The following is a 24,903-nucleotide window of genomic DNA, read 5'->3' as shown; positions in this document are numbered from 1 at the left end:
AGGATCGGCCTTGAGCTATATTGTTTTTGGAGCAGGAGGACATGCCAAGGTCATCGTGGATATTTTACGGTCCTGTGGTGAAGAAATCATTGGAGTTCTGGATGACTATTGTAAAGAAGAAGCATGGAACGGATTGCCGATCTTGGGGGACCGTAATCAGATTGCTCAACTATTATCTCTGTATCCAGAGGCGCTGTTCGTTGTGGCAATCGGAGATAATACAACCAGAAGGAAGATTGTAAGTCAATTAAAAGTTGCTTCAGTCCAATTTGGTACTGCTGTTCATCCAAGCGCTGTAGTCGCACCCAGCGCATTCATTGGGGAGGGGACGGTTGTCATGCCTAATGCTGTAATTAACGCTGATGCGTACGTTGGAGAGCATGTCATTGTTAATACGGCGGCTACTATAGACCATGATTGCCGAATAGAAGACTTCGTGCATATTTCCCCAGGTGTACATATGGCAGGTGGAGTTCAAATCGGGTGCTGTGCTCATATCGGAATAGGTGCAAATCTTATACCTGGTGTTCGTGTAGGGTGTGATACCATCGTTGGTGCTGCTTCTTGTGTCATCCGCGATTTGCCAGAAAAAGTTACAGTTGTGGGTTGTCCGGCCAAAGTAATAAAAAACCTATAAGGATAAGGGATGAAACAAAATGTCCAATCGAGATAGAATTTATTTATCTTCGCCGCATATGGGCGGGTTTGAACAACAATATATCACAGAGGCTTTTGAAACAAACTGGATTGCTCCACTAGGTAAAAATGTAGACGCTTTTGAAACAGAGGTGGCAAGTTATCTGGGGTGTGGAGGTGCAGTTGCCCTAAGTTCTGGAACAGCAGCGATTCACTTGTCTTTGATATTGCTTGGTGTGGAAAAGGATGATATTGTTTTTTGTTCTTCTCTTACCTTTGTTGCCAGTGCTAACCCGATCTTATATCAAGGTGCAATTCCTGTCTTTATCGATTCGGAACCAGACAGCTGGAATATGTCCCCTGAGGCACTAGAGCGAGCATTCAAGACTTATGCAGATAAGGGAAAGAAACCTAAAGCTGTAGTTATAGTCAATTTGTACGGGCAAAGTGCAGACTACGATCGGTTGAAAAAAATATGTGATTATTACGAGGTGCCGATTGTAGAAGATGCTGCGGAATCACTCGGAGCAACTTACGGCAAGCAAATGAGTGGAACGCTTGGGAAATTCGGCATTCTTTCATTTAATGGAAATAAAATTATTACTACTTCAGGTGGGGGCATGCTGGTTTCAGATGATTTAGAAGCACTAAGTAGAGCAAGATATTACGCAACTCAGGCGAGGGAAAAGGCGATACATTATCAGCATGAGGATGTAGGCTTCAATTATCGTCTCAGCAATGTCCTGGCTGGTATAGGAAGAGGGCAGCTTCGTGTGTTGGACGAACGCATTCAACAGAAACGAGAAGTTTTTGAAAAGTACAGCTATGAGCTATCAGGGGTGGATGGAATACAATTTATGCCGGAAAAGAGTTTTGGCAAGTCTACTCGATGGTTGACAACAATGATAATAGACCCTGAGATTATTGGTACAAGCGTTAGTGATTTAATAGGGTATTTAGGAAAAGATAATATTGAATCTCGACCAGTATGGAAGCCACTTCATCTACAACCGCTCTTTAAAGATGCCGTATATTTTACTCATGAAGATGGCAGGGATATTGGCAAAATATTATTTGAAAAAGGGGTTTGTTTGCCCTCTGGAACAAATATGTCGGTGGATGAGCAGAGCTTTGTTATTAATCAAATGAAGGCTTTTTTTCGATGAATATATGTTGAATCCATATCGAACATCCCATTAATGTGCTTGTTACATTGTTTCTAAAATCCTAATCTAGCTTCCCTCTGTAAAATCTTAATTATAGAATGAAAAGAGGTTCCTAATGAGAAGTTCCAAAGTAACGCTTGAAATAGAAAAAATACTGTCAAATGATAAACTATCAATTGTGGAAGTATACAAATTACTAGATCATGAGTTAACCAAATTAAATGGAAACTTTGAAAGTCTAAATTCAAATAGTCGTCAAGAGATAGTAACTGAAATCGAACAAATGATATCAGATTATAAGAATTGGGGACTATATTTAACGTCATTTCTACTCGCATGTACAAAGGATCAGAAGTTTTTGGAGGATATTTTTGAATATATAGAAAAAGAAGTAAGGATAGACGTGCTTCATTTTATTTATTGGCAAATTACCAGCCTTCTTTTTACTACTCCTAAATTGAAAACGAAAAAAAATACTAACAGATTGAAAAAAATATATCGAAGATATTTTGAGTATTTTAATAATCAAATCGCTAACGAAGGGAATTGGATTCCTTATGAAGAACGAAACAAAGATCTGGTAGTTGTTGTAGCTGGACAGATACTTTCTATGTCACATAGTCCAACACAAGTAGCGCTAGATCATTGCAAAGCTTTATATAATCTCAAAAAAAATATTTTTCTCATAAATACCGCAGACATGCCACGCTCTATAGTCACGCCTTATTTTAATGCTGTCCTGTTTAACTATGATGAGGGGTACAATCAAGCTGGCAGGTTAATGTACGAAAATTCAAGTATTCCATTCTCTCAATGCGAAAAAGAAATGCCAGATGGCGACCAAATAATGGAGTTGATCCAAGCGATACAGTATTTAAAGCCTCTATTTGTTTTATCTATATCAGGCTCAAATGTAAGCGCCGACTTGTTTTCTAATTTTGTGCCTGTTATCACGCTGCCATTAGCGTATGATCTCCCCACCTCCGAGAGCACATTTTCAATTTTGCCCAGAAAAATAAACCAAGCAGATTTGAACACGCTAGAAGAATTAAACAGGTCTCGGGAATCAATTATTGAAAGTGTGTTTACTTATAAATATACGCCTCCACAAACTAAAATGCATAGAGAGTATTGGGGGTTAGGCGAGGAAAATTTTGTATTGGCCGTAGTAGGTAATCGCCTTGATGCGGAGCTAGACGATTCTTTTTTAACAGAACTAGACGATTTGTTGAAATGTAATGATCATACCCGAATTATGTTTATAGGTGAACTTGAAAATTATAAAAAAATAACGAATAGATATGTCACTCTTGATAAACAATCTGTCCATGTCGGAGCTCAAAAGGATTTAGCCGCTGTTTATGAAGTGTGTGACGCGTATTTAAACACAGTTAGATCTGGAGGCGGTACTTCTGCTGCCATTGCTTTACGGCAAGGGCTACCTGTTTTTACATATGCCTTTGGAGATGTTGCTCACACGGCAGGAGAGTACTATCATATTAATAGTTTTGATGATGTGAAGACATTTATAAAAAAATGGGAAAATCCTGCATTTAGGGAACGCGAAAAATCTGTAGCTTTAAACAGGGCGGATGAAATTTTTGACAGTGAAAAGGTTATGAGAGAAATTATAGAGACTATGACTAAATCACCACACTTTTATTAAGCTGCATGGGCTTTACCACATAATTTGCTGAAATGAGAGATGATAATGATAAATTTCAATGTACCGGCAATCGTAGGCAAAGAAGGAGAGTATGTCGAAAAGTCATTTTCTAGTGGACATCTTTCGGGGGATGGAGAATTTACGCGTTTATGTGCAAACTGGTTTGAAAGAACTTTTGATGTAAAAAAAACATTAATAACGACTTCTTGTACACATGCGCTGGAGATGGCTGCTATTCTCTTGGATATCCAACAGGGTGATGAAATTATCATGCCATCTTATACGTTTGTATCCACTGCCAATGCCTTTGTTTTAAGAGGAGCTAAGATTGTATTCGTGGATATTCGACCTGATACTATGAATATTAATGAAGATCTTATAGAAGATGCGATCACAGATAGAACAAGAGCAATTGTCCCAGTGCATTATGCTGGAGTAGCTTGTGATATGGATAAAATTTTAGAGTTGGCGAATAGATACAATTTGGCAGTTGTGGAGGATGCAGCACAAGGGATTCTTAGCGAATATAAAGGAAAGAAACTGGGTACCCTTGGTCACTTAGGATGTATCAGCTTTCACGAAACCAAGAATGTACATTGCGGGGAAGGTGGCGCTTTGTTAGTTAATGATGAAACATTTATGGAAAAGGCTGAAATAATACGTGAGAAAGGGACAAACAGATCTAAATTTTTTAGAGGTCAGGTAGATAAGTATACTTGGGTTGACATAGGTTCTTCCTACCTCCCTAGTGAACTGAACACTGCATTTTTAATGGCACAACTTGAAGCCTCAGAAATGATTACAAAGAATAGATTGGTTAGCTGGAATTTATATTTTAATCTATTACAGCCTTTGAGTGAATTAAATTTAATCGACTTACCATTTATACCTCTTAATAGTACCCATAATGCTCATATGTTTTATATTAAAGTAAGAGATTTAGAAATAAGAACCGAACTATTGAATTTTTTGAAAAGACATGAAATCATGGCTGTTTTTCATTATGTGCCGCTTCATAGTTCCGAGGCAGGATTAAAGCATAGTTCATTTATTGGTGAGGATGCCTATACAACTAGAGAGAGCGAACGCTTAATTAGATTACCTCTCTATTATAATATAAAAGAGTCAGATATAAATAAGATTGTAGATTGTATATACGATTTTTTTCGACAGTATAGTTGGAGGGATTTAGGATGCTAAGGCTTTTGCATTGGGATTCTATTTTTTTTGCTATGAATATGGCGGAAGTTTCTACTACTTCCCCAGTTACAAGCTCATATTTTCAACATGTGATAGAAAAGAATCAATTAGATTTTATACAAGCACTTTGTAAAATTGATGATATAACGACTATTCATTTTCTCGAAAATGAAAATTTCCACTTAGCAGATACTAAAGTAACATTTGAGACTAGAATAGATACTAATGCACAGAATAAAAGTTCTCTTGTATTAGCAACGGAGCATGACTTTCCTGTTTTACAAAATATGATGACTGGATTATTTAAGGATAGTAGATATTCTTGTTATCCACATATTTTTAATATTGAAAAAGTGGATGAGTTATATAAACTATGGGTGAAAAAGTCTATTACTGGTACGTTCGATGATTATTGTCTTGTCATTAAATTAAATGATGAAATTATTGGGTTCGTGACAATTAAAGAAAATTTAATAGATAGAAAGGCAAGAATCGGTCTTTTAGGAATTGATATAAAACATCAAAGCAATGGAATGGGCGCGAAGTTGCTAACAGAATTAAAGGTGTTTCTTGAAAGTAGGCCGATTGAACAAATAGTAGTTTCAACACAAGGTCGGAATTACAATGCATTGAACCTATATATAAAGTGTGGTTACAGAATTCAAAAAATGGAAAGTTGGTATTATTGGACGAGAAGTCGAAAGAAGGGTGCACATGAAACTTTCTAGCTTTCCAAGATGACAGTGCTCTCTTTGTATGATGAGGGTGCTGATCAAGACTCATTCATAGATTCAACGTAAGATCGTCTAAGACGAAATCTTAGAATAAAGGATAATTAAGTATTTTATAGAATTAGTACATCATCCATAGGAATTATTTTCAATCTATGAATAATTTTAAATATTCTGAGAAGGGATGATGTTTATGAAGTGGGGAAAATATCTTTCAGGAATTTTATTAGCCATTTTAGTTTTAAGCAGTATGTCAATAGCTCCAGCCTCAGTTGAGGCCAGTTCATCAAGTACGACGGAGAAGGGGAGCCCTACGCCATTTTCGGTCAGTACGACTCAAATGCTGGAACCTACCAGCACGACTGAGGCTGTATATGGTGAGACTCTTAAAGTGAACAATCACCGGGTTACATTAATGTCTAATTTCAATGTGAACGGTGACCTCATGAGTTTCACTGATTCTTTAACGACAACTGATCCAACAGATTTTTGGTTTTTTAACGTACCTACGGATAGAAGCATTCTGGCTCAGATCAAATCCAGTAATCCCAATTATAGATTTGATTTGTATTCGATTGATTGGAGCACGGGTACAGCAAGTTTGACGGGTTTTGGAGGAAAGGCCTCTGAATTGAAGTTTGCTACAGACTTAAAAGCAGGGGACTGGGGACTTCGTGTTACCTCCACAGGAACGGTAGGTGAAAGCTATAGTATCCACATGAATGCGACCTCGCCAGCGGATACACCGATTAATGGTAAGACGGCCAAGCTAACATCCTACTCTAACAATTTGTTATATACGGTCATTGAGTATCCAAATGGAGATATTAAGGTGAATGGGACCCAAATTGCCAATACAACGGTGGCAAACCCGAATTTGGAATGGTCAAGAGAATTCAACTTTTCCAGTGGGGGCAGTTATTCTTCAAGGAGTCATAATGTATCAGATGTTCGGGTTAAAAGTATCACTACGCCTGTGAAGTATACCTCAAATTATGCAAGCTCGGATAATGCTGTTCTGATTGTTCTAAATGCAGACACGCTTTTTACCTATTTTGAATCTGCATATAGTTCTGGCAACCCACCGTATCACAGTTCCTCTTTTGTTGACACCAGTGGCAGAACTACGCCGAGACGCCTAGATTTTATTGATATGGCTGGAGATCCAGACATTCTTGTGTATGATCTGGATACAAAGAAAGTAATTGATTTTGTAAGTAATTTGAATTACTACTACGCAAAAGGAATTGAGCCCCAGCCAACGGTATTTTACTATAATTAGGTAAAAAAGAAATAACAAAAATTTTCAATGTTTTCTCCCCTAGAAGTTTCAAACATTCACAAAGAGTTTACTATACAAGTATAGTAAACTCTTTTGCCTAATATATCATTTCAATCTATAGGAATAGGTCGCTTTGTAAAATTGGAATAACTATGAATGAAAACATTATCAATTCCAATTGACAATGGATAACTTTGGGTGGTATAGTCGGAAATGTGGGCGAGAGCTTCACTTCATTTGATGACGAAGGGAATGTTAGTGCATGCAAGGTAAAGTAAAATGGTTTAACGCAGAAAAAGGTTATGGTTTCATTGAAACATCTGACGGCGGCGACGTATTTGTACATTTTTCCGCAATTCAAACAGAAGGCTTCAAAACACTTGAAGAAGGACAAGACGTGGAGTTCGACATTGTCGAAGGCGCACGTGGACCACAAGCCGCTAACGTAACCAAATTATAATCATCCCCGGCATAGCCGACCTACATAATTGGTAAGATGGTTAGCAATGGATAACGCGCTAGCAACTGCCCTGGAATATATTCCAGGGCTTTTTTATGTTTTCTAATTACATAAAAAAGCCCCTTACCCAGTGGTAAGGGACTCAACACAATAGAACGTTTACTCTAGAGAACCATCAAAGTCAGCCATTTCCACAAAAATGGTATTGGAGGAGGCAGATTGATTCTCTACACTTCCGTCTGGATAACGGAATTGATAGCGCAGGATAACTTGGGCGATCAGATACGCACGGAGCGCAGATTCGATGTCGAAAGAGAATACGATGACTGCTTTGTGGTTTGGATCAAGCCGACCTAACGGAATACCTTGGAGCAGGTTAGGATGCGGAAGTGGCACAGAATTCACGGTGACCGTTCGTAGTAAAATGGAATCTTCGGCTGCAAATGGTGCAGTGAGCAAGAGCTCTTCCAGTGGGGTATTTCCGATGTTTTCCACATGGACGGTAAAGGACAGGGTATCTTCTTGGCCGACACGCAGAGCACTGGAGCTAAGCGTAAGTTTAGGGATGGCTGCAATAACGGTCACGCCGACGGTGTTGGTCTGGGAGGTTTCCTGAATGGTCTCTCCTCCACTACGACGTGAGGTATATTCGATGGTGGCCTGGTTGCTGAATGTTCCATCTGCAGGTGCTTCACGGATTTGTGCCTGTAATGTAAGGGTGAGCGTCTCCCCTGGTGCAATATCCGGGAGCGTGATACCTGCAGCGGGATTAGCGCCTGGCTGTGCTTTTTCTTGAATAGTCAGGCTGTTGGGTACATAAATGAGTCCATGCGGCAACGGGTCTGTGAACAGCGGATACTGCGCTGTGATTCCCCCTTTGTTAGTAATCTGTATGGTGAAGGTGAGTGTGTCGCCTACAGAGGCATCCGTGGTACTCACCTTTTTAACTAATTCGAGCAGTGGGAATACAACTGGGATCGTAACGGTATTGGTATTCAATGTCCCCGATACGACTCTTCCTCCAGGTAACGTAAACGAGTAGGCAAAGGCAGCTTGATTTACGATGTAGCCGGATGGAGGCGCCTCTAATACGGTCACTTGATAAGTCAGTGTCAATGACTGTCCGGGTTCCACAGACCCAAGGCTAACACCGACAGCAGGATCGACTCCCGACAGTGACTGACCATTCAACTGTATGCTGTCAGGAATCAATAGAGTCCCGGCAGGAATGAAATGTTGCAGTGTAACTTCGGATGTTACGTTGCCAAAGTTGTTGAGCAGTACCGTATAAGTAAGGCTTTCTCCGGCGATGGCCTCTGTATTCTCCGTAGAGATACTTGCGGCAAGCTGTGGATCAAAAACAGTTATAGTCACGGTGTTGCTGGTAACCTCGCTCGCACCGTCACTGCCAGCATATTGAAGCCGTACGCTATTGTTTAGACGTCCTCCGAGAGGCAGAGACTGAACGTTCACGCTGTAGGATACATCCATTGTCTGTCCCGCCTGTAAGCTGCCGATAAATAATGGTTCACCCGGCTTGCTAGCAGCAGGTGGAGAACCGTTAATTCTCAAGCTATCCGGGTTTATGATGGTTCCATTCGGTACGTAATCGGCTAATACTACATCAGTAATGACCGAGCCTCCATCGTTAACAAGAGTCAGCTGATAAGGTACAGCATCCCCTAATGTGACAGTAGACACTGTTGTGCGTAGCACGGCTGACAAGGCTCCTCTAGCAGTAGGGGCTACTTTAACCGAGACAGAAGGTGAAGCAGTTACCAGATTCGTGCTTCGTCCGTCTGGCAGCTGGTAGGAGTAAGCCAGCGAAGCTTGATTCACCAGTGTGCCAGACTCGGAGGCACGAATGACAAGCGCGGAGAAGACGGTAGTCGTTTTTTCTCCTGGTGCGATGGTGCCTAGGGCAATGCCTTGCCCTGGACTGACCCCATATTGAGGGATTCCATTAACCGAAACAGAGCCAGGAACAAAAGAAAGTTCCGATGGCAATGAGTCCGTTAACAAGCCAAACGAACCGATATTTCCCGTATTTTCTGTGACGATAGAATAGGTGATGCTTTGGCCTGGCTGTACGCTCTCCGTGCTGGCTGTTTTCGTCAGTTTCACCACAGGCTGAAGTAAGGCAATGGTGACAGCATTGGACAAAACGGCACTCGCTTCTTCACCATTTGAGAGTAACAAGCGCGCCTGATTCGTACGTGGTCCTGGCTGTTCTGTCGCTGTGATGCGGACATCAAAGGATATGACAGTCTTGGTATTCGCTTCTAACGGTGGCAAAGGTATGCCAGTGCCGGGATCGCTTTCTGCCACCGTAGATCCATTAATCTGAACTGAACCTGTAATAAACTCGATGTCCTCTGGCAAAGTGTCCAGCAAACGGCCATCTTGCACGGTATTCGTATCCTCGTTGAGAATCACAAGTTCATACGTCAAGGTATCGCCAGTAGTGGCGAAAGGTGAGCTTACGCTTTTACTTAATGTGATGTCTAGCGGTGACACGGCAACCTCAACAATGTTGGATAAATGGAAACCGCCTGCCTCTCGCCCATCTGGTGCATTAAAGCGATAGTCTACCTCAGCCTGATCGACCAGCAGTACGGTTGCAGGGATGGAGGATACCAGCACTTGGAAAGTGACGGTTGCCGATTGTCCTGGTGGTATGGCTGGAGTCGGGATGCCAGAAACCGGGCTTACACCGGGAGCTGCAATGCCGTTAATCGAGACTGTGTTGGGAAGGAATACAGAGCCGTCTGGAATATTGTCACTTACAGTAGTCGAGGCTGCAATGTTACCCGTGTTGGATACGACAATCGTGTAAGTGATGATGTCTCCGACTGTGGCATTATTGGTATTGCTTGTTTTGACTGCTGTCAGGATCGGCTGGAAGACCGAAATGGTTATCACATTAGATGTTGAGCTGCCAGTAAATACTCCGCTGGTAAAGCTAACGGATGCCTGATTAGTTAATTGTGCCGGTGTTGGCAAGAAGTCGACTCGAACCTGGAACGTAACGGTAGTAACAGCTCCTGGAGCGAGCGTACCGATGGCAATGCCAAAGCCAGGGTTTCCATCAGGGAAGGAAGTTCCGTTTATGGTAACACTGCCATTCACAAAGGAGCTTCCCGCCGCAATCATATCTGAAACCACTATATTACTGGCTGTGCTGATCCCATTGTTGGAGACAGCCAGTGTGTAGGTAATGATATCGCCAATAATGGCGTCGGTAGCTGTCGTTCCTTTGACGATGCTAACGTCTGGTGAGGATACAGAGATACTAACTAAATTGGATACCGCAGATCCAGATACAGTTCTGCCATCTGGTGGTTGGAAAGTGAATGAGCCTGATGCCTGATCGACCAGTACCTGTGGATTAGGCAGAGTATTGATAACGGTTTGGAACGTTACAGATACCGTTCCGCCTGGCAGCACGGATCCAACTGGAACGCCAGTTTCGATGGACAATCCAGGTTGTGGACTGCCGGCAATGCTGACACTGTTGGCAAGGAAAGTCGATCCGGCTGGGATGTTATCGCTGATGGTAAGCGCTGCTGCAATATTGCCGCTATTCACGGCCGTAATCGTGTAGGTCAGTGTATCGCCGACGGAGGCGTTAAGAGTGCTGGATGCCTTAGTAATTGCAATTAACGGTTGGAACACAGGTACGATGAGTGGATCGGAAAAGGCAGTGCCAGTGAACGTTCCGCTAGTAAACGTGACGGCTGCAATATCTGTGAGCAGTGGTGGCTGCGGCAAAGACTGGACAGTCGTTTGGAAACTGACGACGAATGTATTTCCAGGTGCGACGTTTCCAATGGCAATTCCAGCAACCGGAGAGGCATTAGGGAAGGCTACTCCGTCGATTAGGACACTGCCCGGAACGAAGGAGGCACCTGCAGGAATTGTATCGGTTACAACAGTATCTGTGACTGAATCCACACCGCTATTCGTGATGCTCAGTGTATATCTGATCGTATCTCCGACTACAGCGGCTGCTAGACTGGATGTTTTCGTCACCTGAATATTAGGTGCAGACACAGCAACATTGACTGTATTGGATGTGACGGAACCACTCAGCACCCTACCATCTGGCGGTGAGTACGTAAAGTTCGCTTGCCCTTGGTCGGTCAATATAGGCGGAGTTGGCAGAGATGAGACGATGGTTTGGAAGCTCACTGTAATACTGCCAGAAGGGGCCAATGATCCGAGCGTTATGCCTGTAACTGGCGAAGCTCCTGGTACAAGGATGCCGTTAACGACTACGCTGTTAGGCAGTAGTTCAGAGCCAGCAGGAATGTTATCCGACAGCACAGGTATAACGGCAATATTTCCGGTATTGGTGAGCGTCAGGGTATAGACCAATGTTGACCCGATCTGTGTATTAACGGTATTCACGGTTTTGGTCAGGCCGATGATCGGCTGATAAACGGGCAAGGTGACCGGATCGGATTGCGAAGACGAGGTCAACGCGCCTGAAGTAAAGCTGACGGTCGCTTGATTGGTTATTTGCGGCGGCTGCGGCAGATTAACGATGGAGACCTGGAATGTAACTGCTGCCGAACCACCTACTGCAATGGTGCCTACAGGGATACCGGAGCTTGGTGACGCAGCAGGCACCGAAGTTCCATTCACGGTTACGCTACCCGGAACAAAGCTGGTACCAGACGGTAATGGATCAGATACAACGGCATTGACGACTTGACTGATTCCGTTATTCGTAGCAATCACAGTATACGTAATGGTATCTCCGACTACGGCATCTGTAGCGGAGGCTGTTTTGATAACGTCCACATCTGGCGAAGAGACCGAGACGGTCACAGACGGAGATACTGCACTTCCAGTCAGGACACGACCATCTGGAGGTTGATAGCTGTAAGCTGCGGTCGCCTGATTGACCAATGTACCTGATGCGGGTAGTGAGGTAATGACTGCCTGAAAGGTCAGATTGACAGTCGTAGCTGCACCTATGATACCTAATGGAATCCCAACATTTGGATCTGAACCAGGTGCGGCGGTGCCATTGATCACGACACTATTAGGAATAAAAGTAGCCCCTGCCGGAATGGGATCACTAAGGACGGTATCTGCGCCGATGTTTCCAGAGTTCGCAACGGAGAATGTATAGGTTACAGTATCTCCAACCGTAGCTCTTCCCGTTCCGGCGCTTTTAGTTACAGTGACGATCGGTTGATACACAGGGATGGTAACAGGATTGGATACCGAAAATCCGTTAAATGCACCTGAAGTAAAGCTGACGGTCGCTTCATTGGTAATGGACGCTGGCGAAGGCAGTGATTGTACGTTAAGCAAAAAGCGAATGGTGGCTCCGCCCCCAGCTCCAAGCGTTCCGACAGGAATGCCGTTTTGCGGGTTGGCTGTAACAACAGGTGTACCATTGATTGTAACGCTGCCCGGGACAAAGGCAGTTCCAAAAGGAATGGTATCTGTGACGATTACGTTAGTAACCGGATCGAGTCCGTTATTGAACGCAGTTATGACATAGGGGACAGAATCACCTACGACAGCGACAGCCACATCAGCTGCCTTCGTGGCGGTAACATTCGGTGATGAGATCGGAATGGATACAGGTAGGGCTGCACCATTTCCGGTCAGCGTTCGTCCATCTGGTAGCTGGAACGTGTAGTTCACAGTGGCCTGGTTGGTTAGTATGGAGCCAGGTGGTACTGATATGACCACAGCGCTAAACGAGACGATTACCGTTGCACCTGGGGCGACCGAACCGATATTAATGCCTGTAATCGGGTCTGCTCCGGGAATGGGCGAACCGTTGACCAGTACGCTATTTTGATTCAGGCTAAGCGAGCTGGACAACAGATCAAGCACGACCGTTTCTGCAGGCGCGTTGCCGGTATTGGTTACAGTGATGAAAAAGCCAAGTGTATTCCCTACGGTTGCACGATCTGCACTGAGGGTATTGGTCACATTCAGGATCGGCTGTAATACAGGCAGGCTGACCTGATTCGATGCGGATTGACCTGCGAAAGCCCCGGAATTAAAGGAGACCGTTGCCTGATCCGTTGACAAACCTGACGCTGGCAAGGATGTTACCGTGGTCTGGAAGGTGACCGCTACTGAGCTGCCGGCAGGGACAGTGCCTACGGATACGCCTGTGGCGATGTTGGCGCCCGGTATAGTGACACCATTGACTTGTACGGAGTTAGGTATAAAAGTAGTGCCATCAGCAATCGGGTCGATAAAGACAGTTCCCGTCACGGGTGTAATGCCGCTATTTACTGCATTAATGGTATACGTAATGGTATCGCCGAAGGCAACAGAAGTCTGATTGACCGTTTTGGTCACGGTGACATTCGGATTGGATACGGGAATGAACACCGGATTCGATTGTGCGCTCCCATTTAATGTGCGGCCGTCAGGTGGCTGGAAGGTGAATGTGGCCGAACCTTGATTTAATAGACCCAGACCAGCAGGGACAGCGTTAATGACCACTTGAAAGGTAAGGGCGACAGAAGCCCCTGCTGCAATGTTTCCGACCACTACCCCTGATTGAGGATTGGCTCCAGCAACAGGCAGACCGTTCACGGTGACGCTATTCGGTATAAAGGAGGAGCCTGATGGAATGGCATCGGTGAAGGTGGCGGTCGCTGCTAGATTACCTGTATTTTGGGCGGTGAGTGTATAGACTACGGTGTCGCCTACTGTTGCTTGACTCGTATTTGCGATTTTAACAAGACTGATAATAGGCTGGTAAACAGGGACGACGACTGTGTTGGAGAGTGATGTGAAGTTCAGTGTACCGCTGGTAAAAGAAACTGTAGCCTGATCACTCAGCTGAGGTGGCTCAGGCAGGCTGTTGACAGACACGGAAAGGTGACGGTTGTTGACGCTCCAGCAGCGATGGAGCCGATTGGAATCCCCGTTAAGGGGCTGGCTGACGGCAATGTCGTTCCATTTACAATAACCGAGCCAGGAACAAAAGTGGAGCCCGACGAGATCGTATCGTTTACCCGAACATCCGTCACGGTTTGGACTCCGCTATTGGTAGCTGTAATGGTATAAGTTATTGTATCGCCGGGAACTGCGTCAGCTACCGAAGCACTTTTACTTACCTGCACATTGGGTGATGATACAGGAATTGTGACAATATTGGACGAAACATTGCCGTTAACAATCCGGCCATCCGGCGGTTGAAAGGAAAAGCTGATATTCGCCTGGTCGGTGAGTTGGGGAGGTAAAGGCACGGAAGTAATCACCACCTGAAAAGTTGTTTGAGTCACGGCTCCAGGTGCAATGGAGCCAATAGACAGACCTGTTTCGGGACTGGCACCGGGAATAGGAACACCGTTGACAACCACACTGTTCGGTACCAGTGCTGAGCCTGCGGGAATATTGTCTATCAATGTGGCAGCAGCTGCAATATTACCGCTGTTGGTTACTGCCACAGAGTACGTTACGATGTTTCCGACTGTGGCTGATATAGGCTCGGCGGTTTTGCTTACGCTTAACACCGGAGCGTTCAAAGCCACTGTCACCGGGTTAGATACGGATACGCCTGAAAAAGCACCGCTGGTGTAGCTGACACGCGATTGATTGGTGAGCTGCGGCGGACTTGGTAATGGAGAGGTTACCGTCACCCTGAAAGTGATCGTAGCCCCTCCTCCAGCGGCAATGCTCCCAATTACGATACCTAAAGACGGATCTCCACTGGTTATTGTGGAGCCATTCAGCGTTACGCTACCCGCAGTGAATTGAGAGCCGGCCGGGATAGGATCGGAAACGACCACATTGCTCACGGTCTGGATTCCGTTGTTGAGTACGGTCAGGGTGTATAACACCGAATCACCCGGAATGGCGGTGGAACGGTCTGCAGTCTTCGAAATGGACACATTCGGCGCTGACAGAGGAATGGATAACACGTTGGACGATGTGCTATCTGTTCGCACTCGCCCATCGGGCAACGTAAAGGAAATGGCGGCGGTGGCCTGGTCTGTCAGTTGGGATGGTGTTGGAAGAGAAGCCACTACAGTTTGGAATGTCAATGTGATAGGGCTTTGCGGCGACACGGTTCCGATGAAAATACCTGCTGCTGGACTGGCTCCGGGCTGACTAACACCATTGATTACCACGCTGTTCTCCATAAATGTGGACCCGGCAGGAATAGCATCTGTCAGCGTTACAGAAGCGTTATAGTTGCCGCTGTTCGTGACCAACAATGTGTACAGAATCGTGTCGCCTATCGTAGTTGCTGTTGTATTTGCAGATTTGGCCACACTGATGCGAGGCTGATAAACCGGCACAGAGACGGTATTTGTCTGGGATGTTCCGGTAAAAGCACCGCTGGTGAAGCTGACACTGGCTGTGTTTTGCAGCGGCTGTACGGACGGAACGGCATTGACCAGCACAGCATAGGACACCTGTACGGATGCGCCTGCGCCAATGGTGCCGACTGGAATGCCACTTCTTGGGTCGGCTGTGCTCACAGGTGAACCACCGACGGTTACGCTCCCGGGTACAAATGACACGCTGCCGGGGAGTGGATCGGTAATCACGGTGTTTGTGATGGGGTCAATTCCGTTATTAACGGCGTTCACGCTGTAGGTCAGCGTTTCGCCAACACTAACGGATGTGAACCCCGCAGACTTGGTTACTGCTACGTTGGGAAGTGAAATCGATACGGAAACAATATTGGAGAGAAGCGAGCCCGACAGGGTTCTTCCGTCTTGCAACTGATATGAATATTGGAGTAGGCCCTGATCGTTTAACTCACCCCCGGGTGGTAGGGAATCCACTGTCGTCTGGAATGAGACTGTAATTTGTGCACCAGGGCTTACGGTGCCCACTGCAATTCCCGTATTAGGATTGGCGCCTGGCACTGAGGACCCGCCGACAATGACGCTTCCGGGAATAAAGGTGGAGCCTGTCGGTACAGTTTCCGTCAAGGTTGTGTTTAATACGGCTGTTCCGGTATTAGCGATGAGAAATGAATAAGTAATCGTCCCGCCAACGCTGGCACGGTTGGAGCTGGCGCTTTTGGTAATCGTCGGCGCTGCAATAACGACTGGTATGGTTACAAGATTGGACAAAGATGATCCGGTAAAGGCCCCGGAAGTGAAGCTGACAGTTGCACGATTGTTGATCTGTGCAGGAGAAGGCAGAGAATTAATAGCTGCCCGAAATACAACCGTAACCGATGCGCCTGGAGCTAAAGTGCCGATCGGAATACCGTTCACAGGTGTAGCAGTCGCAGAAGCAGTTCCGTTCACGGTGACGCTACCAGGTACAAAGGCAACTCCGCTTGGCAGCGGATCGGTAACGACTACATTGGTCACATTGGCGATTCCGTTGTTTGTGGCGGTTATGGTAAATTGAACAGTCTCTCCGACTGCGGCTGCTGCCAGGGAAGAGGCTTTTGTCACGGTCACATTTGGTGAGGATACGGGAATGGTGAGCGTGTTGGATGTCCCGCTTCCGTTCAATACACGTCCGTCAGGCGGTGTGAAGGTATACGTATAAGCCGCCTGATCGGTCAGATTACCAGAGGCGGGAACCGCGTTGACGAGGGTCTGGAAGGTCACGGGTATAGTAGCACCTGTATTAATCGTTCCTACTGAAAAACCAGTAGCGGGATTGGCAGCAGGCACGGAAGAGCCACCAATGGTCACACTGCCCGGAATGAAGGATGATCCGGCGGGAATGCTCTCCGAAAAGCTGAGATTTGCAGCAATGCTGCCTGTGTTGGATATCTGAAACGTGTACGTAATCGTATCTCCAACTGTAGCAGCCGTTATATTGGCACTTTTAACAATCCCAATAACAGGCTGATAGATTGGTGTACTGGCAGTGTTGGACGGAACATTGCCAGAAATGACAGGTCCCCCAGGCACCGTTTGGAAGGAAAAGGATGCCGATGCCTGATTGCCCAGCTGGGTGTTTGCTGGCAATGAAGTGACGGTTGCACGGAATGTAATGGTCACCGTGGAAGCAGGAGCTACACTGCCCACTGTGATACCTGTAGCGGGATTGGCCGTTGGCTGGGCTGTGCCCGCGACAACAACACTGCCGGGTACGAAGGTAGCCCCGGCTGGTATGGTATCGGTAAGCACTGTGTTGGAAGCACTGACGAGCCCCGTATTCGAAATGTTAACCGTATAGGTAACTGTATCGCCAATAACCAAGCCTGTAGAGCTGGCAGTTTTGGTCAGGGTCACCAGCGGAGCATTGATATCAATTTGAATGGCATTGGCATTTACAGTGTAAATGTCGCCATTTGTTGTCAGCTGGAGGACGCCTGTGGTTTGGCTGTTGAGCAGCGTGGAGGAAATATCGACATTGGTAATGTCCCAGCCTTGCCTTCCGCCCGTCACCTGCGTTCCAGGTGCCCCATTCACGGCATTAGTTGTACCGAAGGTCCCGGTCATGACCAATGTGCCGTCGTCTCCGTTTATTTGAGAAGCGAAAAAATTAGTTGAAAAATTATTAGGCCCAGACAGCGCAGTCAAACTGGATGTGGTAGGTCCAAACAACGCACGGTCACCAGTGATGTCCACGTCACCCTCTTGGGCGCTAATCAGCGCCCTACCGCGCAAAGTCCCCTGTACGGGCGTGGCAAAGCCACTCACCACCACATTAACCGAGCCTGTAGCGGTACTGACCCCTTCACCACCAACGCGTAGCGACAGGTTACGGAAGGGCAGAGATGGGTTATTGTACACCACAGCCAGCGTCCAGCCGGCATGGTTGGTGTTGGTGGAATCGGGAACCGTGATGGTGCCCGTCACATTTCCGACCGTGTATGCCCCTGCACCGCCTTGAATGACCAGATTTGTGACATTCGCTGTTCTCACATAGGTACTGAGACTGGTGACGTTGACTGATGTTGCAGATTCAGGACTGACCGTAGTAGATAAAGCAGGTGTCTGAAATGTGACCGGGTTGCTGACGCTGGACAATACATTGGTACTGCCGTTGGCATAACTTCCTCCCCAAATAAGCTCAGCGTACAGCACCGTACTGCCCGCAGGAAGCACAAGGAATGCTGTCGATGAGTTACTGGTAAAGGCAGAAGTTGTGCCGAATGGATACGTGCCGAAGCGAGAGGCTGTATTGGTTGTGATGAACGCGCCAATGCTGGTCGCTGTTCCCGGCACTCCTACCGAATTAGAGCGTGCCAGCCCAAGTGTATTCCCTATAAAGGTGACAGCCCCCGTCTGGTTCGTTACGTAACGCTGAATAAAAGCCATGGATTAGCTTCCTACTTTCCATCTCTTCCAAATCCGTTATCTTGGGATCTCCGTATAGGAAGAGCCAGCTAGGCTGGGTGTAATAATCCTTTCGTATAAATTGTCTGGGTTGTAACCAGGCCTTGCATACCGCACAAGTCCATGTACCTGTCCAGCGGGAAAGGGACACCCCCTTTTTCGATAAAAATCGCTTAGCATGAAGCCAAAAATAGTTGTTTGTCATGACGTCAGCGGAGCAATATTCGTATATGCACTCATTATTCACATATGTATGCAAGTCGATTTTAAACATACCTGTTTTCAAAGAATGACGTTATCGGAAGCGTTTTAGCGAAAAAAGAAGAATTTTGTAAAATAGCTTCGGAATGTTGGTCTCTTTTTTTACTTGGCGTTAACATATGTGCTATACTGAAGGGGCAAAGGAGGCGTGCCCTATGAACTTAACAGTACGAGGTCAACAGATCGAGGTTACCGACGCTTTGAAGGACTACGTTGATAAGAAATTCAGCAGACTTGAAAAGTATTTCGATGCACCCCCGACGTCTGATGGAAGTGTAACGTTAAGCACAACCAGAGATTTGCACACTGTAGAAGTAACCATTCCTTTGCCAGGGCTTGTACTCCGTGCCGAAGACGAGAGCGATGACATGTATGCATCCATTGATGCCGTGGTAGACAAGCTTGAGCGGCAAATTCGCAAGCACAAAACCAAGCTAAACCGAAAATTCCGTCAGGAAGGTAGTTTGAAAACCCTTTTTGTGGAAGATCCGGCAGGTGGCGTGGCTGTTGCTGAAGATGAGGATGTAGAACTGGATGAGCTGGAAGTCGTCCGCACCAAGCGTTTCTTATTGAAACCTATGGATGTGGAAGAAGCTATTCTTCAAATGAACATGGTTGGACATAATTTCTTTGTATTTTCCAATATTGACAACGAAGAAGTTAACGTAGTTTACAAGCGCAATGATGGTAAATACGGTCTGATCGAACGGGAATAGCCTGTAAGTAGGAACTTTTCACATTTTAAAATGAATAGAACGATTTCGATTGAAGCATGCTTCATGGATATTAGGAAAATGAAAACAACACGAGCCTTATCCTTGCGAACCTGGCGGGATAAGGCTCTTTTATATGTTTTTTTGTAAATGTAAGGAAAATTCAACTTGGATAAGTGTAACCAAGTTGTGTATTTCGTGCGTCAATTGTTTTGGTATCTTTAACCGGATGCAAATCTGGAGGCTGCTTGTGTTGCGGCATGTCCTACAAACTGTTACAATTTATGCAAAGAACATCGCACGATGGGCTGGTACAGCCGGGCCTGTCAAACATATCGGGAATCAATTTCATCATGGACCCTTTCTTATTGTGAAATTGATTCTATTAATTGTTTTGCGTGAAAGGGGTAAACCATGCTAGGAATTGTTAAGAAAATCTTCGGAGATACCAATGAACGTGATGTCAAGCGTTTAATGAAGACGGTTGAACTGATCAATAAGATAGAGCCGGATTTCGAAAAGCTCTCGGATGAGGAGTTGCAAGCGAAGACGGAGGAATTTAAAGCTCGGGTCGAACAAGGGACTACGGCTGAAGAAATTTTGCCGGAAGCTTTTGCAACGGTTCGTGAAGCGTCCAAACGGGTGCTGGGTAAACGTCATTATGACGTACAGTTGCTCGGCGGTATTGCGCTGCATGAAGGTAAAATTGCCGAAATGAAAACCGGTGAAGGTAAAACACTGGTAGGAACACTGCCGGTTTATTTGAATGCTCTGTTGGGCAAAGGCGTGCACGTGGTTACGGTCAATGACTATTTGGCGCAACGTGACAGCGGAGAAATGGGACAGATTTATAACTTCCTGGGAATGTCCGTAGGGCTGAATTTGGCCAATATGGATCATGCCGCTAAGCAGGAAGCGTATGCTTGTGATATCACGTACGGTACAAACAACGAGTTCGGGTTCGATTATCTACGCGATAATATGGTGCTTTACAAAGAGCAGATGGTTCAACGTCCGTTGTACTTCTGTATCATTGATGAGGTCGATTCCATTCTCGTCGATGAAGCTCGTACACCATTGATTATTTCAGGACAAGCTCAGAAATCGACAGAGCTGTATTTCGCGGCCGACCGGTTTGTGAAGAGCCTGAATGTTGAAGAAGATTACACGCTGGATATTAAGGTGAAGTCGGTTGCTTTGACCGAAAACGGCGTATCCAAAGCTGAAAATTTCTTTGGTCTCGAAAACTTGTACGATCAGGAAAGTGTTACAATCAATCATCACATTGTACAGGCATTGAAGGCTAATGCTATTATGCGTTTGGATGTGGATTATGTCGTAGCTGACGGTGAGGTTCTGATTGTCGATGAGTTTACAGGTCGTCTGATGGCTGGACGCCGTTATAGTGATGGTTTGCATCAAGCCATTGAAGCGAAGGAAAACATCATTGTACAAAATGAAAGCATGACGCTAGCGACGATTACATTCCAAAACTATTTCCGTATGTACCGCAAATTGGCGGGGATGACGGGTACAGCGAAAACAGAAGAAGAAGAATTCAAAAAAATATATGGTCTGGAAGTGCTCCAAATCCCGACGAATCGCCCCAACCAGCGTGTGGATATGCCTGACGTAGTGTACAAGAGCGTAAAAGGCAAATTCCATGCAGTGGTAGATGAAATTCTGGAGCGTAACAAAAAGAACCAGCCGATATTAGTAGGTACGGTTTCTATTGAAAACTCGGAGCTTCTTTCTGAAATGCTGAAACGCAAAGGCGTTCGTCACAAAGTGCTTAACGCCAAGTATCATGCTGAGGAAGCTGAGATTATTTCCCGTGCAGGTGAAGCTGGCGCAGTTACCATCGCTACCAACATGGCTGGACGCGGTACTGACATCGTACTGGGCGAAGGCGTATCAGAACTCGGTGGTTTGCACATCATCGGTACAGAACGTCATGAATCCCGTCGTATTGATAATCAGCTTCGCGGACGTGCAGGACGTCAGGGTGATCCGGGCTCTACGCAATTTTACTTATCACTGGGCGATGAGTTAATGAAGCGTTTTGGTGCGGACAACGTACTGAATATGATGGAGCGGTTGGGTTTCGAGGAAGACCAACCTATCGAGAGTCGTATGATTACACGTGCTATCGAATCAGCTCAAAAACGTGTCGAAGGCAACAACTTTGATCAACGTAAAGTCGTTCTCCAGTATGATGATGTAATGAACCAGCAGCGTGCTATTATTTACAAGCAACGCCGTGAGGTGCTGGAATCAGAGAACATCAAAGAAATTGTGTTTGACATGATCAAGCCTGTCATTGAGCGTGTGGTGGAAGCTCATTGCGGTGATGATATTCCTGAAAACTGGGAACTTGAAGAAGTAGCAGAGTATGTGAACAACAACCTGCTTGAGGAAAATACACTTACACGTGACGACCTGTGGGGCAAGGAAAAAGAGGAGATCGTGGATATGATCTTCGAGAAAGTGACCAACAGATACCACAGCCGTGAAGAAATGATTGGCGAAGACATGGTACGCGAGTTCGAGAAGGTTATCGTACTGCGTGCAGTCGATAGCAAATGGATGGACCATATTGATGCTATGGATCAATTGCGTCAAGGTATTCACTTGCGTGCTTACGGCGGTACTGATCCGCTGCGCGAATATCAATTTGAAGGCTTCGAAATGTTCCATGCTATGATTGCTAGCATCCAAGAGGAAGTAGCGACATACATCATGAAAGCACAAATTGAATCCAATCAAGAGCGTCAAGCTGTCATCGACGAAGACAAAATCTCGACGAGTGGTGAACCCGCGGCTCCTAAAAAGAAATCCGCTCCTTCGCGTCCGCGTAGAAAATAACGGATTGAAATTAAGGGAGAGATCTTGAGATACACTATTCCCTGCAGTGCATATAATGGCAGGCGGCAGTTCAACCACTGACCGTCGGCCATTTTGTGCCATACAGGGGTGAGACTGATGTATTCAACTTATAGTTCTCTGTTGGAGGATCAGTTTGAATATTGGTGAATGGCTAGATTGCTCTCAATTCTTTTAAAACAATTATGACAAGCAAGCAGGTATCTGCTTGTTTGTCAGTTAATTCAGCTCTTGACTCGGCTTCACATACCAGAGCCGATTATTTAAAAGTCGTTTGACTTTACGGCGGTTGGTAGCGAAGCGGAGGATTTGAATCTGGAGAAGCGTCAGCGTTCGCCTTTGCAGTGAGATGCCCACCTTTGAATGTGTTAATCCAATCAAGGGCATCTCACTGCAACAGCGATCGTAAGATCAAATCATTCGCGCAGCGCCTACCCACCAGCCCGTAACTCATAACGCTTTTACTCCCCCTAACCATATATTAAAAGGAGAATGACATCATGATTGATCCAAGTGTAAAGCATGATTTGCGAGAAATAGGCAAGAAACTAACAAACCTTAGGGGGTCTCTTTGACTTAGATCTCAAACAGGAAATGATTGCAAACTTTGAAGTAAAGATGGCTGCACCTGACTTTTGGGATGATAATGATAAGGCTCAAGGTGTAATTGCAGAAATGAATGCTGTTAAGTCATCAGTAGACAGCTATGAACAGCTTCGTCAGGAATATGAAGACGCTGGTATGATGGCTGAGTTGGCTGATGAGGAAGGCGATGAAACACTGGCTGGAGAGATCGAGAACAGTGTCACTTCTCTGCTGAGCAAGCTTCAGGAGTTTGAATTGCAATTGCTTTTGAATCAGCCGTATGACAAACTTAATGCCATTCTAGAGTTGCATCCGGGAGCAGGCGGAACTGAGTCCCAAGACTGGGGACAAATGTTGCTACGGATGTATACACGCTGGGCTGAAAAACGGGGCTTTAAGGTAGAGACCCTGGATTATCTAGCGGGTGATGAAGCAGGGATTAAGAGTGTAACACTATTGATTAAAGGCTATAATGCCTACGGCTATCTGAAAGCGGAGAAAGGCGTGCATCGGCTGGTTCGTATCTCTCCATTTGATTCCTCCGGCCGTCGGCATACATCGTTCGTATCCTGTGATGTGGTGCCTGAAATTGCGGATGATGTGGACATTGAAATCCGCACGGAAGATCTCAAAATTGATACGTACCGGGCCAGTGGTGCGGGCGGTCAGCATATTAATACGACCGATTCAGCCGTTCGGATTACGCATTTACCTTCCGGTATTGTCGTGACCTGTCAGAATGAACGTTCCCAGATCAAGAACCGAGAGCGTGCCATGACGATGCTCCGTTCCAAGCTCTACGAGCGTAAGATCGAAGAGCAACGTCAGCAATTGGACGAAATCCGCGGAGAACAGTCCGATATTGCATGGGGAAGCCAAATTCGCTCCTACGTGTTCCATCCATACAGCATGGTTAAGGATCACCGTACTAGCGTGGAGACTGGCAACGTAGGAGCTGTCATGGATGGCGATCTCGATCCATTCATCGATGGTTACCTGCGCAGCCAAATTAAGCTGGACGCAGAATAATAGCCTGTACGTTTTCCTACAGTCCGCAGACCATGTGCCTGCGGACTGTAGGAATTTTTGTGTAACGGTATTTTTTAACTAAAGGAGAACACGAATGATGTTTCAATTGAATCCTCCCGCTGCCCGCCGAAGACGACGCAAGCCTCTGATTGCCGCCAGCGGACCCGCACGCAACGTGACCGATATTTTACTTATTATACTCGGCTCTTTCATTACAGCGCTGACCTTTAACATGTTCTTGCTCCCAAACCGGATTGCATCCGGGGGTGTATCGGGCTTGTCAATCTTGGGCGAGGACCTGTTTGGCCTGGAACCCGCCTATACGCAGTGGGGAATGAATATTCCGTTATTTATCGCAGGGGTCCTGCTGTTAGGGAAAAAATACGGTTTACGTTCTCTGCTGGGAAGTATTATGCTCCCGCTGTTCGTTTATGTGACGAAGGACTGGGCAGTACCGACAACAAATCCGTTGCTGGCTTCGCTATATGGTGGAATCGGAGTAGGATTGGGTTTGGGTACCGTGTTTCGGGGTAGGGGCTCGACGGGTGGACTGGCTATTTTGGCGCAGATTATTCAAAAGTATACGGGTTTTAGTCTTTCTCTCTGTGTCATGTTGATGGATGGCACGGTGATTACACTGGCTGGTTTCGCCCTCTCGCCGGAACGGGCGCTGTATGCATTGATCGGCTTGTTTGTAACGGGCAAGGTCATTGATGCCGTGGAAATGGGACTGAGCTACTCCAAAGTGGCTTACATCATATCCAATCAGAAAGAAACGATCACGCAGGCTATTTTGCAGGATTTGGACCGGGGATTGACAGAGCTGGCGGGACGGGGCGGTTACACGAACGAAGAACGTCCTGTGCTTATGGTTGTAGTCGGACAAAACGAGGTAACTCGCCTTAAAACGCTCGTCCGCTTGGTAGACCCAGAAGCCTTTGTGATTATTAGTAATACTCGTGAGGTATTGGGTGAAGGGTTTAAGAAGGAAAGCTGAAACCAAGAGGGCCTTCTGGAGGCATGCTCTTAAATGAATCCA

At 45.9% G+C, this 24,903-nt stretch carries 11 protein-coding genes and 1 pseudogene; 11 read left to right on the top strand and 1 reads right to left on the bottom strand.

Going from position 1 to position 24,903, the window contains the following annotated elements; all coding sequences use genetic code 11:
- Positions 1 to 10 precede the first annotated feature (10 nt).
- The 7 genes from ACYCSE_RS06655 to ACYCSE_RS06625 all read left to right on the top strand — a co-directional run bounded on the left by ACYCSE_RS06655 (position 11) and on the right by ACYCSE_RS06625 (position 7,141).
- Entirely contained in the window at positions 11 to 637 is a 627-nt protein-coding gene (locus tag ACYCSE_RS06655) for an acetyltransferase (RefSeq protein WP_459701862.1), read from the top strand.
- A gap of 19 nt (positions 638 to 656) precedes the next feature.
- Positions 657 to 1,802, top strand: coding sequence for a DegT/DnrJ/EryC1/StrS family aminotransferase (locus tag ACYCSE_RS06650; RefSeq protein WP_459701861.1), 1,146 nt, complete (start codon positions 657 to 659; stop codon positions 1,800 to 1,802).
- A 115-nt stretch (positions 1,803 to 1,917) separates the two neighbouring features.
- On the top strand, positions 1,918 to 3,468 hold the full coding sequence (locus ACYCSE_RS06645) for a glycosyltransferase (RefSeq protein WP_459701860.1): 1,551 nt from the start codon (positions 1,918 to 1,920) through the stop codon (positions 3,466 to 3,468).
- A 45-nt stretch (positions 3,469 to 3,513) separates the two neighbouring features.
- On the top strand, positions 3,514 to 4,668 hold the full coding sequence (rffA, locus tag ACYCSE_RS06640) for a dTDP-4-amino-4,6-dideoxygalactose transaminase (protein ID WP_459701859.1): 1,155 nt from the start codon (positions 3,514 to 3,516) through the stop codon (positions 4,666 to 4,668).
- The gene (locus ACYCSE_RS06635; protein WP_459701858.1) at positions 4,662 to 5,396 is read left to right on the top strand and encodes a GNAT family N-acetyltransferase; all 735 of its coding nucleotides are present in this window, start codon (positions 4,662 to 4,664) and stop codon (positions 5,394 to 5,396) included. Before rffA ends, ACYCSE_RS06635 begins: the two co-directional genes overlap by 7 nt.
- 196 nt (positions 5,397 to 5,592) lie before the next feature.
- Complete coding sequence (locus ACYCSE_RS06630; RefSeq protein ID WP_459701857.1) at positions 5,593 to 6,681, top strand: hypothetical protein; 1,089 nt, start codon at positions 5,593 to 5,595, stop codon at positions 6,679 to 6,681.
- A gap of 262 nt (positions 6,682 to 6,943) precedes the next feature.
- Positions 6,944 to 7,141, top strand: a complete 198-nt coding sequence (locus ACYCSE_RS06625) for a cold shock domain-containing protein (protein ID WP_013312263.1) — start codon at positions 6,944 to 6,946, stop codon at positions 7,139 to 7,141.
- A gap of 159 nt (positions 7,142 to 7,300) precedes the next feature.
- Here ACYCSE_RS06625 and ACYCSE_RS06620 read toward each other — a convergent pair.
- Positions 7,301 to 18,375, bottom strand: a pseudogene (locus ACYCSE_RS06620) (DUF7507 domain-containing protein).
- A gap of 434 nt (positions 18,376 to 18,809) precedes the next feature.
- Here ACYCSE_RS06620 and hpf point away from each other — a divergent pair.
- The 4 genes from hpf (at position 18,810) to ACYCSE_RS06600 (ending at position 24,861) form a co-directional block, all read left to right on the top strand.
- Positions 18,810 to 19,370, top strand: a complete 561-nt coding sequence (gene hpf / locus ACYCSE_RS06615) for a ribosome hibernation-promoting factor, HPF/YfiA family (RefSeq protein WP_013312261.1) — start codon at positions 18,810 to 18,812, stop codon at positions 19,368 to 19,370.
- A gap of 411 nt (positions 19,371 to 19,781) precedes the next feature.
- Positions 19,782 to 22,232 carry a preprotein translocase subunit SecA gene (gene secA / locus ACYCSE_RS06610; protein WP_069290528.1) on the top strand — a complete coding sequence of 817 codons (2,451 nt, stop codon included), beginning with the start codon at positions 19,782 to 19,784 and terminating at the stop codon, positions 22,230 to 22,232.
- Between the two features lie 518 nt (positions 22,233 to 22,750).
- Positions 22,751 to 23,864, top strand: a protein-coding gene (prfB, locus tag ACYCSE_RS06605; protein ID WP_155765234.1) for a peptide chain release factor 2 whose coding sequence is annotated in 2 segments (ribosomal slippage) — positions 22,751 to 22,822 and positions 22,824 to 23,864 — 1,113 coding nt in all. Because the reading frame shifts where the segments join, the coding sequence is not laid out codon by codon here.
- A gap of 97 nt (positions 23,865 to 23,961) precedes the next feature.
- A complete protein-coding gene (locus ACYCSE_RS06600; protein ID WP_235308283.1) occupies positions 23,962 to 24,861 on the top strand; it encodes a YitT family protein in 900 nt (299 codons plus the stop codon).
- The last annotated feature ends 42 nt before the right edge of the window (positions 24,862 to 24,903 follow it).

The organism is Paenibacillus sp. SEL1, from assembly GCF_054602535.1.
The sequence above is the reverse complement of the archived record's forward strand: the minus strand, read 5'-3'. Positions and strand labels throughout refer to the sequence as shown.

What these genes read in the sequence shown, in the direction of transcription:
- ACYCSE_RS06650 (WP_459701861.1), top strand. Translation starts at nt 657, where the DNA reads ATGTCCAATCGAGATAGAATTTATTTATCTTCGCCGCATATGGGCGGG.
- ACYCSE_RS06645 (WP_459701860.1), top strand. Translation starts at nt 1,918, where the DNA reads ATGAGAAGTTCCAAAGTAACGCTTGAAATAGAAAAAATACTGTCAAAT.
- rffA (WP_459701859.1), top strand. Translation starts at nt 3,514, where the DNA reads ATGATAAATTTCAATGTACCGGCAATCGTAGGCAAAGAAGGAGAGTAT.
- ACYCSE_RS06635 (WP_459701858.1), top strand. Translation starts at nt 4,662, where the DNA reads ATGCTAAGGCTTTTGCATTGGGATTCTATTTTTTTTGCTATGAATATG.
- ACYCSE_RS06630 (WP_459701857.1), top strand. Translation starts at nt 5,593, where the DNA reads ATGAAGTGGGGAAAATATCTTTCAGGAATTTTATTAGCCATTTTAGTT.
- ACYCSE_RS06625 (WP_013312263.1), top strand. Translation starts at nt 6,944, where the DNA reads ATGCAAGGTAAAGTAAAATGGTTTAACGCAGAAAAAGGTTATGGTTTC.
- hpf (WP_013312261.1), top strand. Translation starts at nt 18,810, where the DNA reads ATGAACTTAACAGTACGAGGTCAACAGATCGAGGTTACCGACGCTTTG.
- secA (WP_069290528.1), top strand. Translation starts at nt 19,782, where the DNA reads ATGCTAGGAATTGTTAAGAAAATCTTCGGAGATACCAATGAACGTGAT.
- ACYCSE_RS06600 (WP_235308283.1), top strand. Translation starts at nt 23,962, where the DNA reads ATGTTTCAATTGAATCCTCCCGCTGCCCGCCGAAGACGACGCAAGCCT.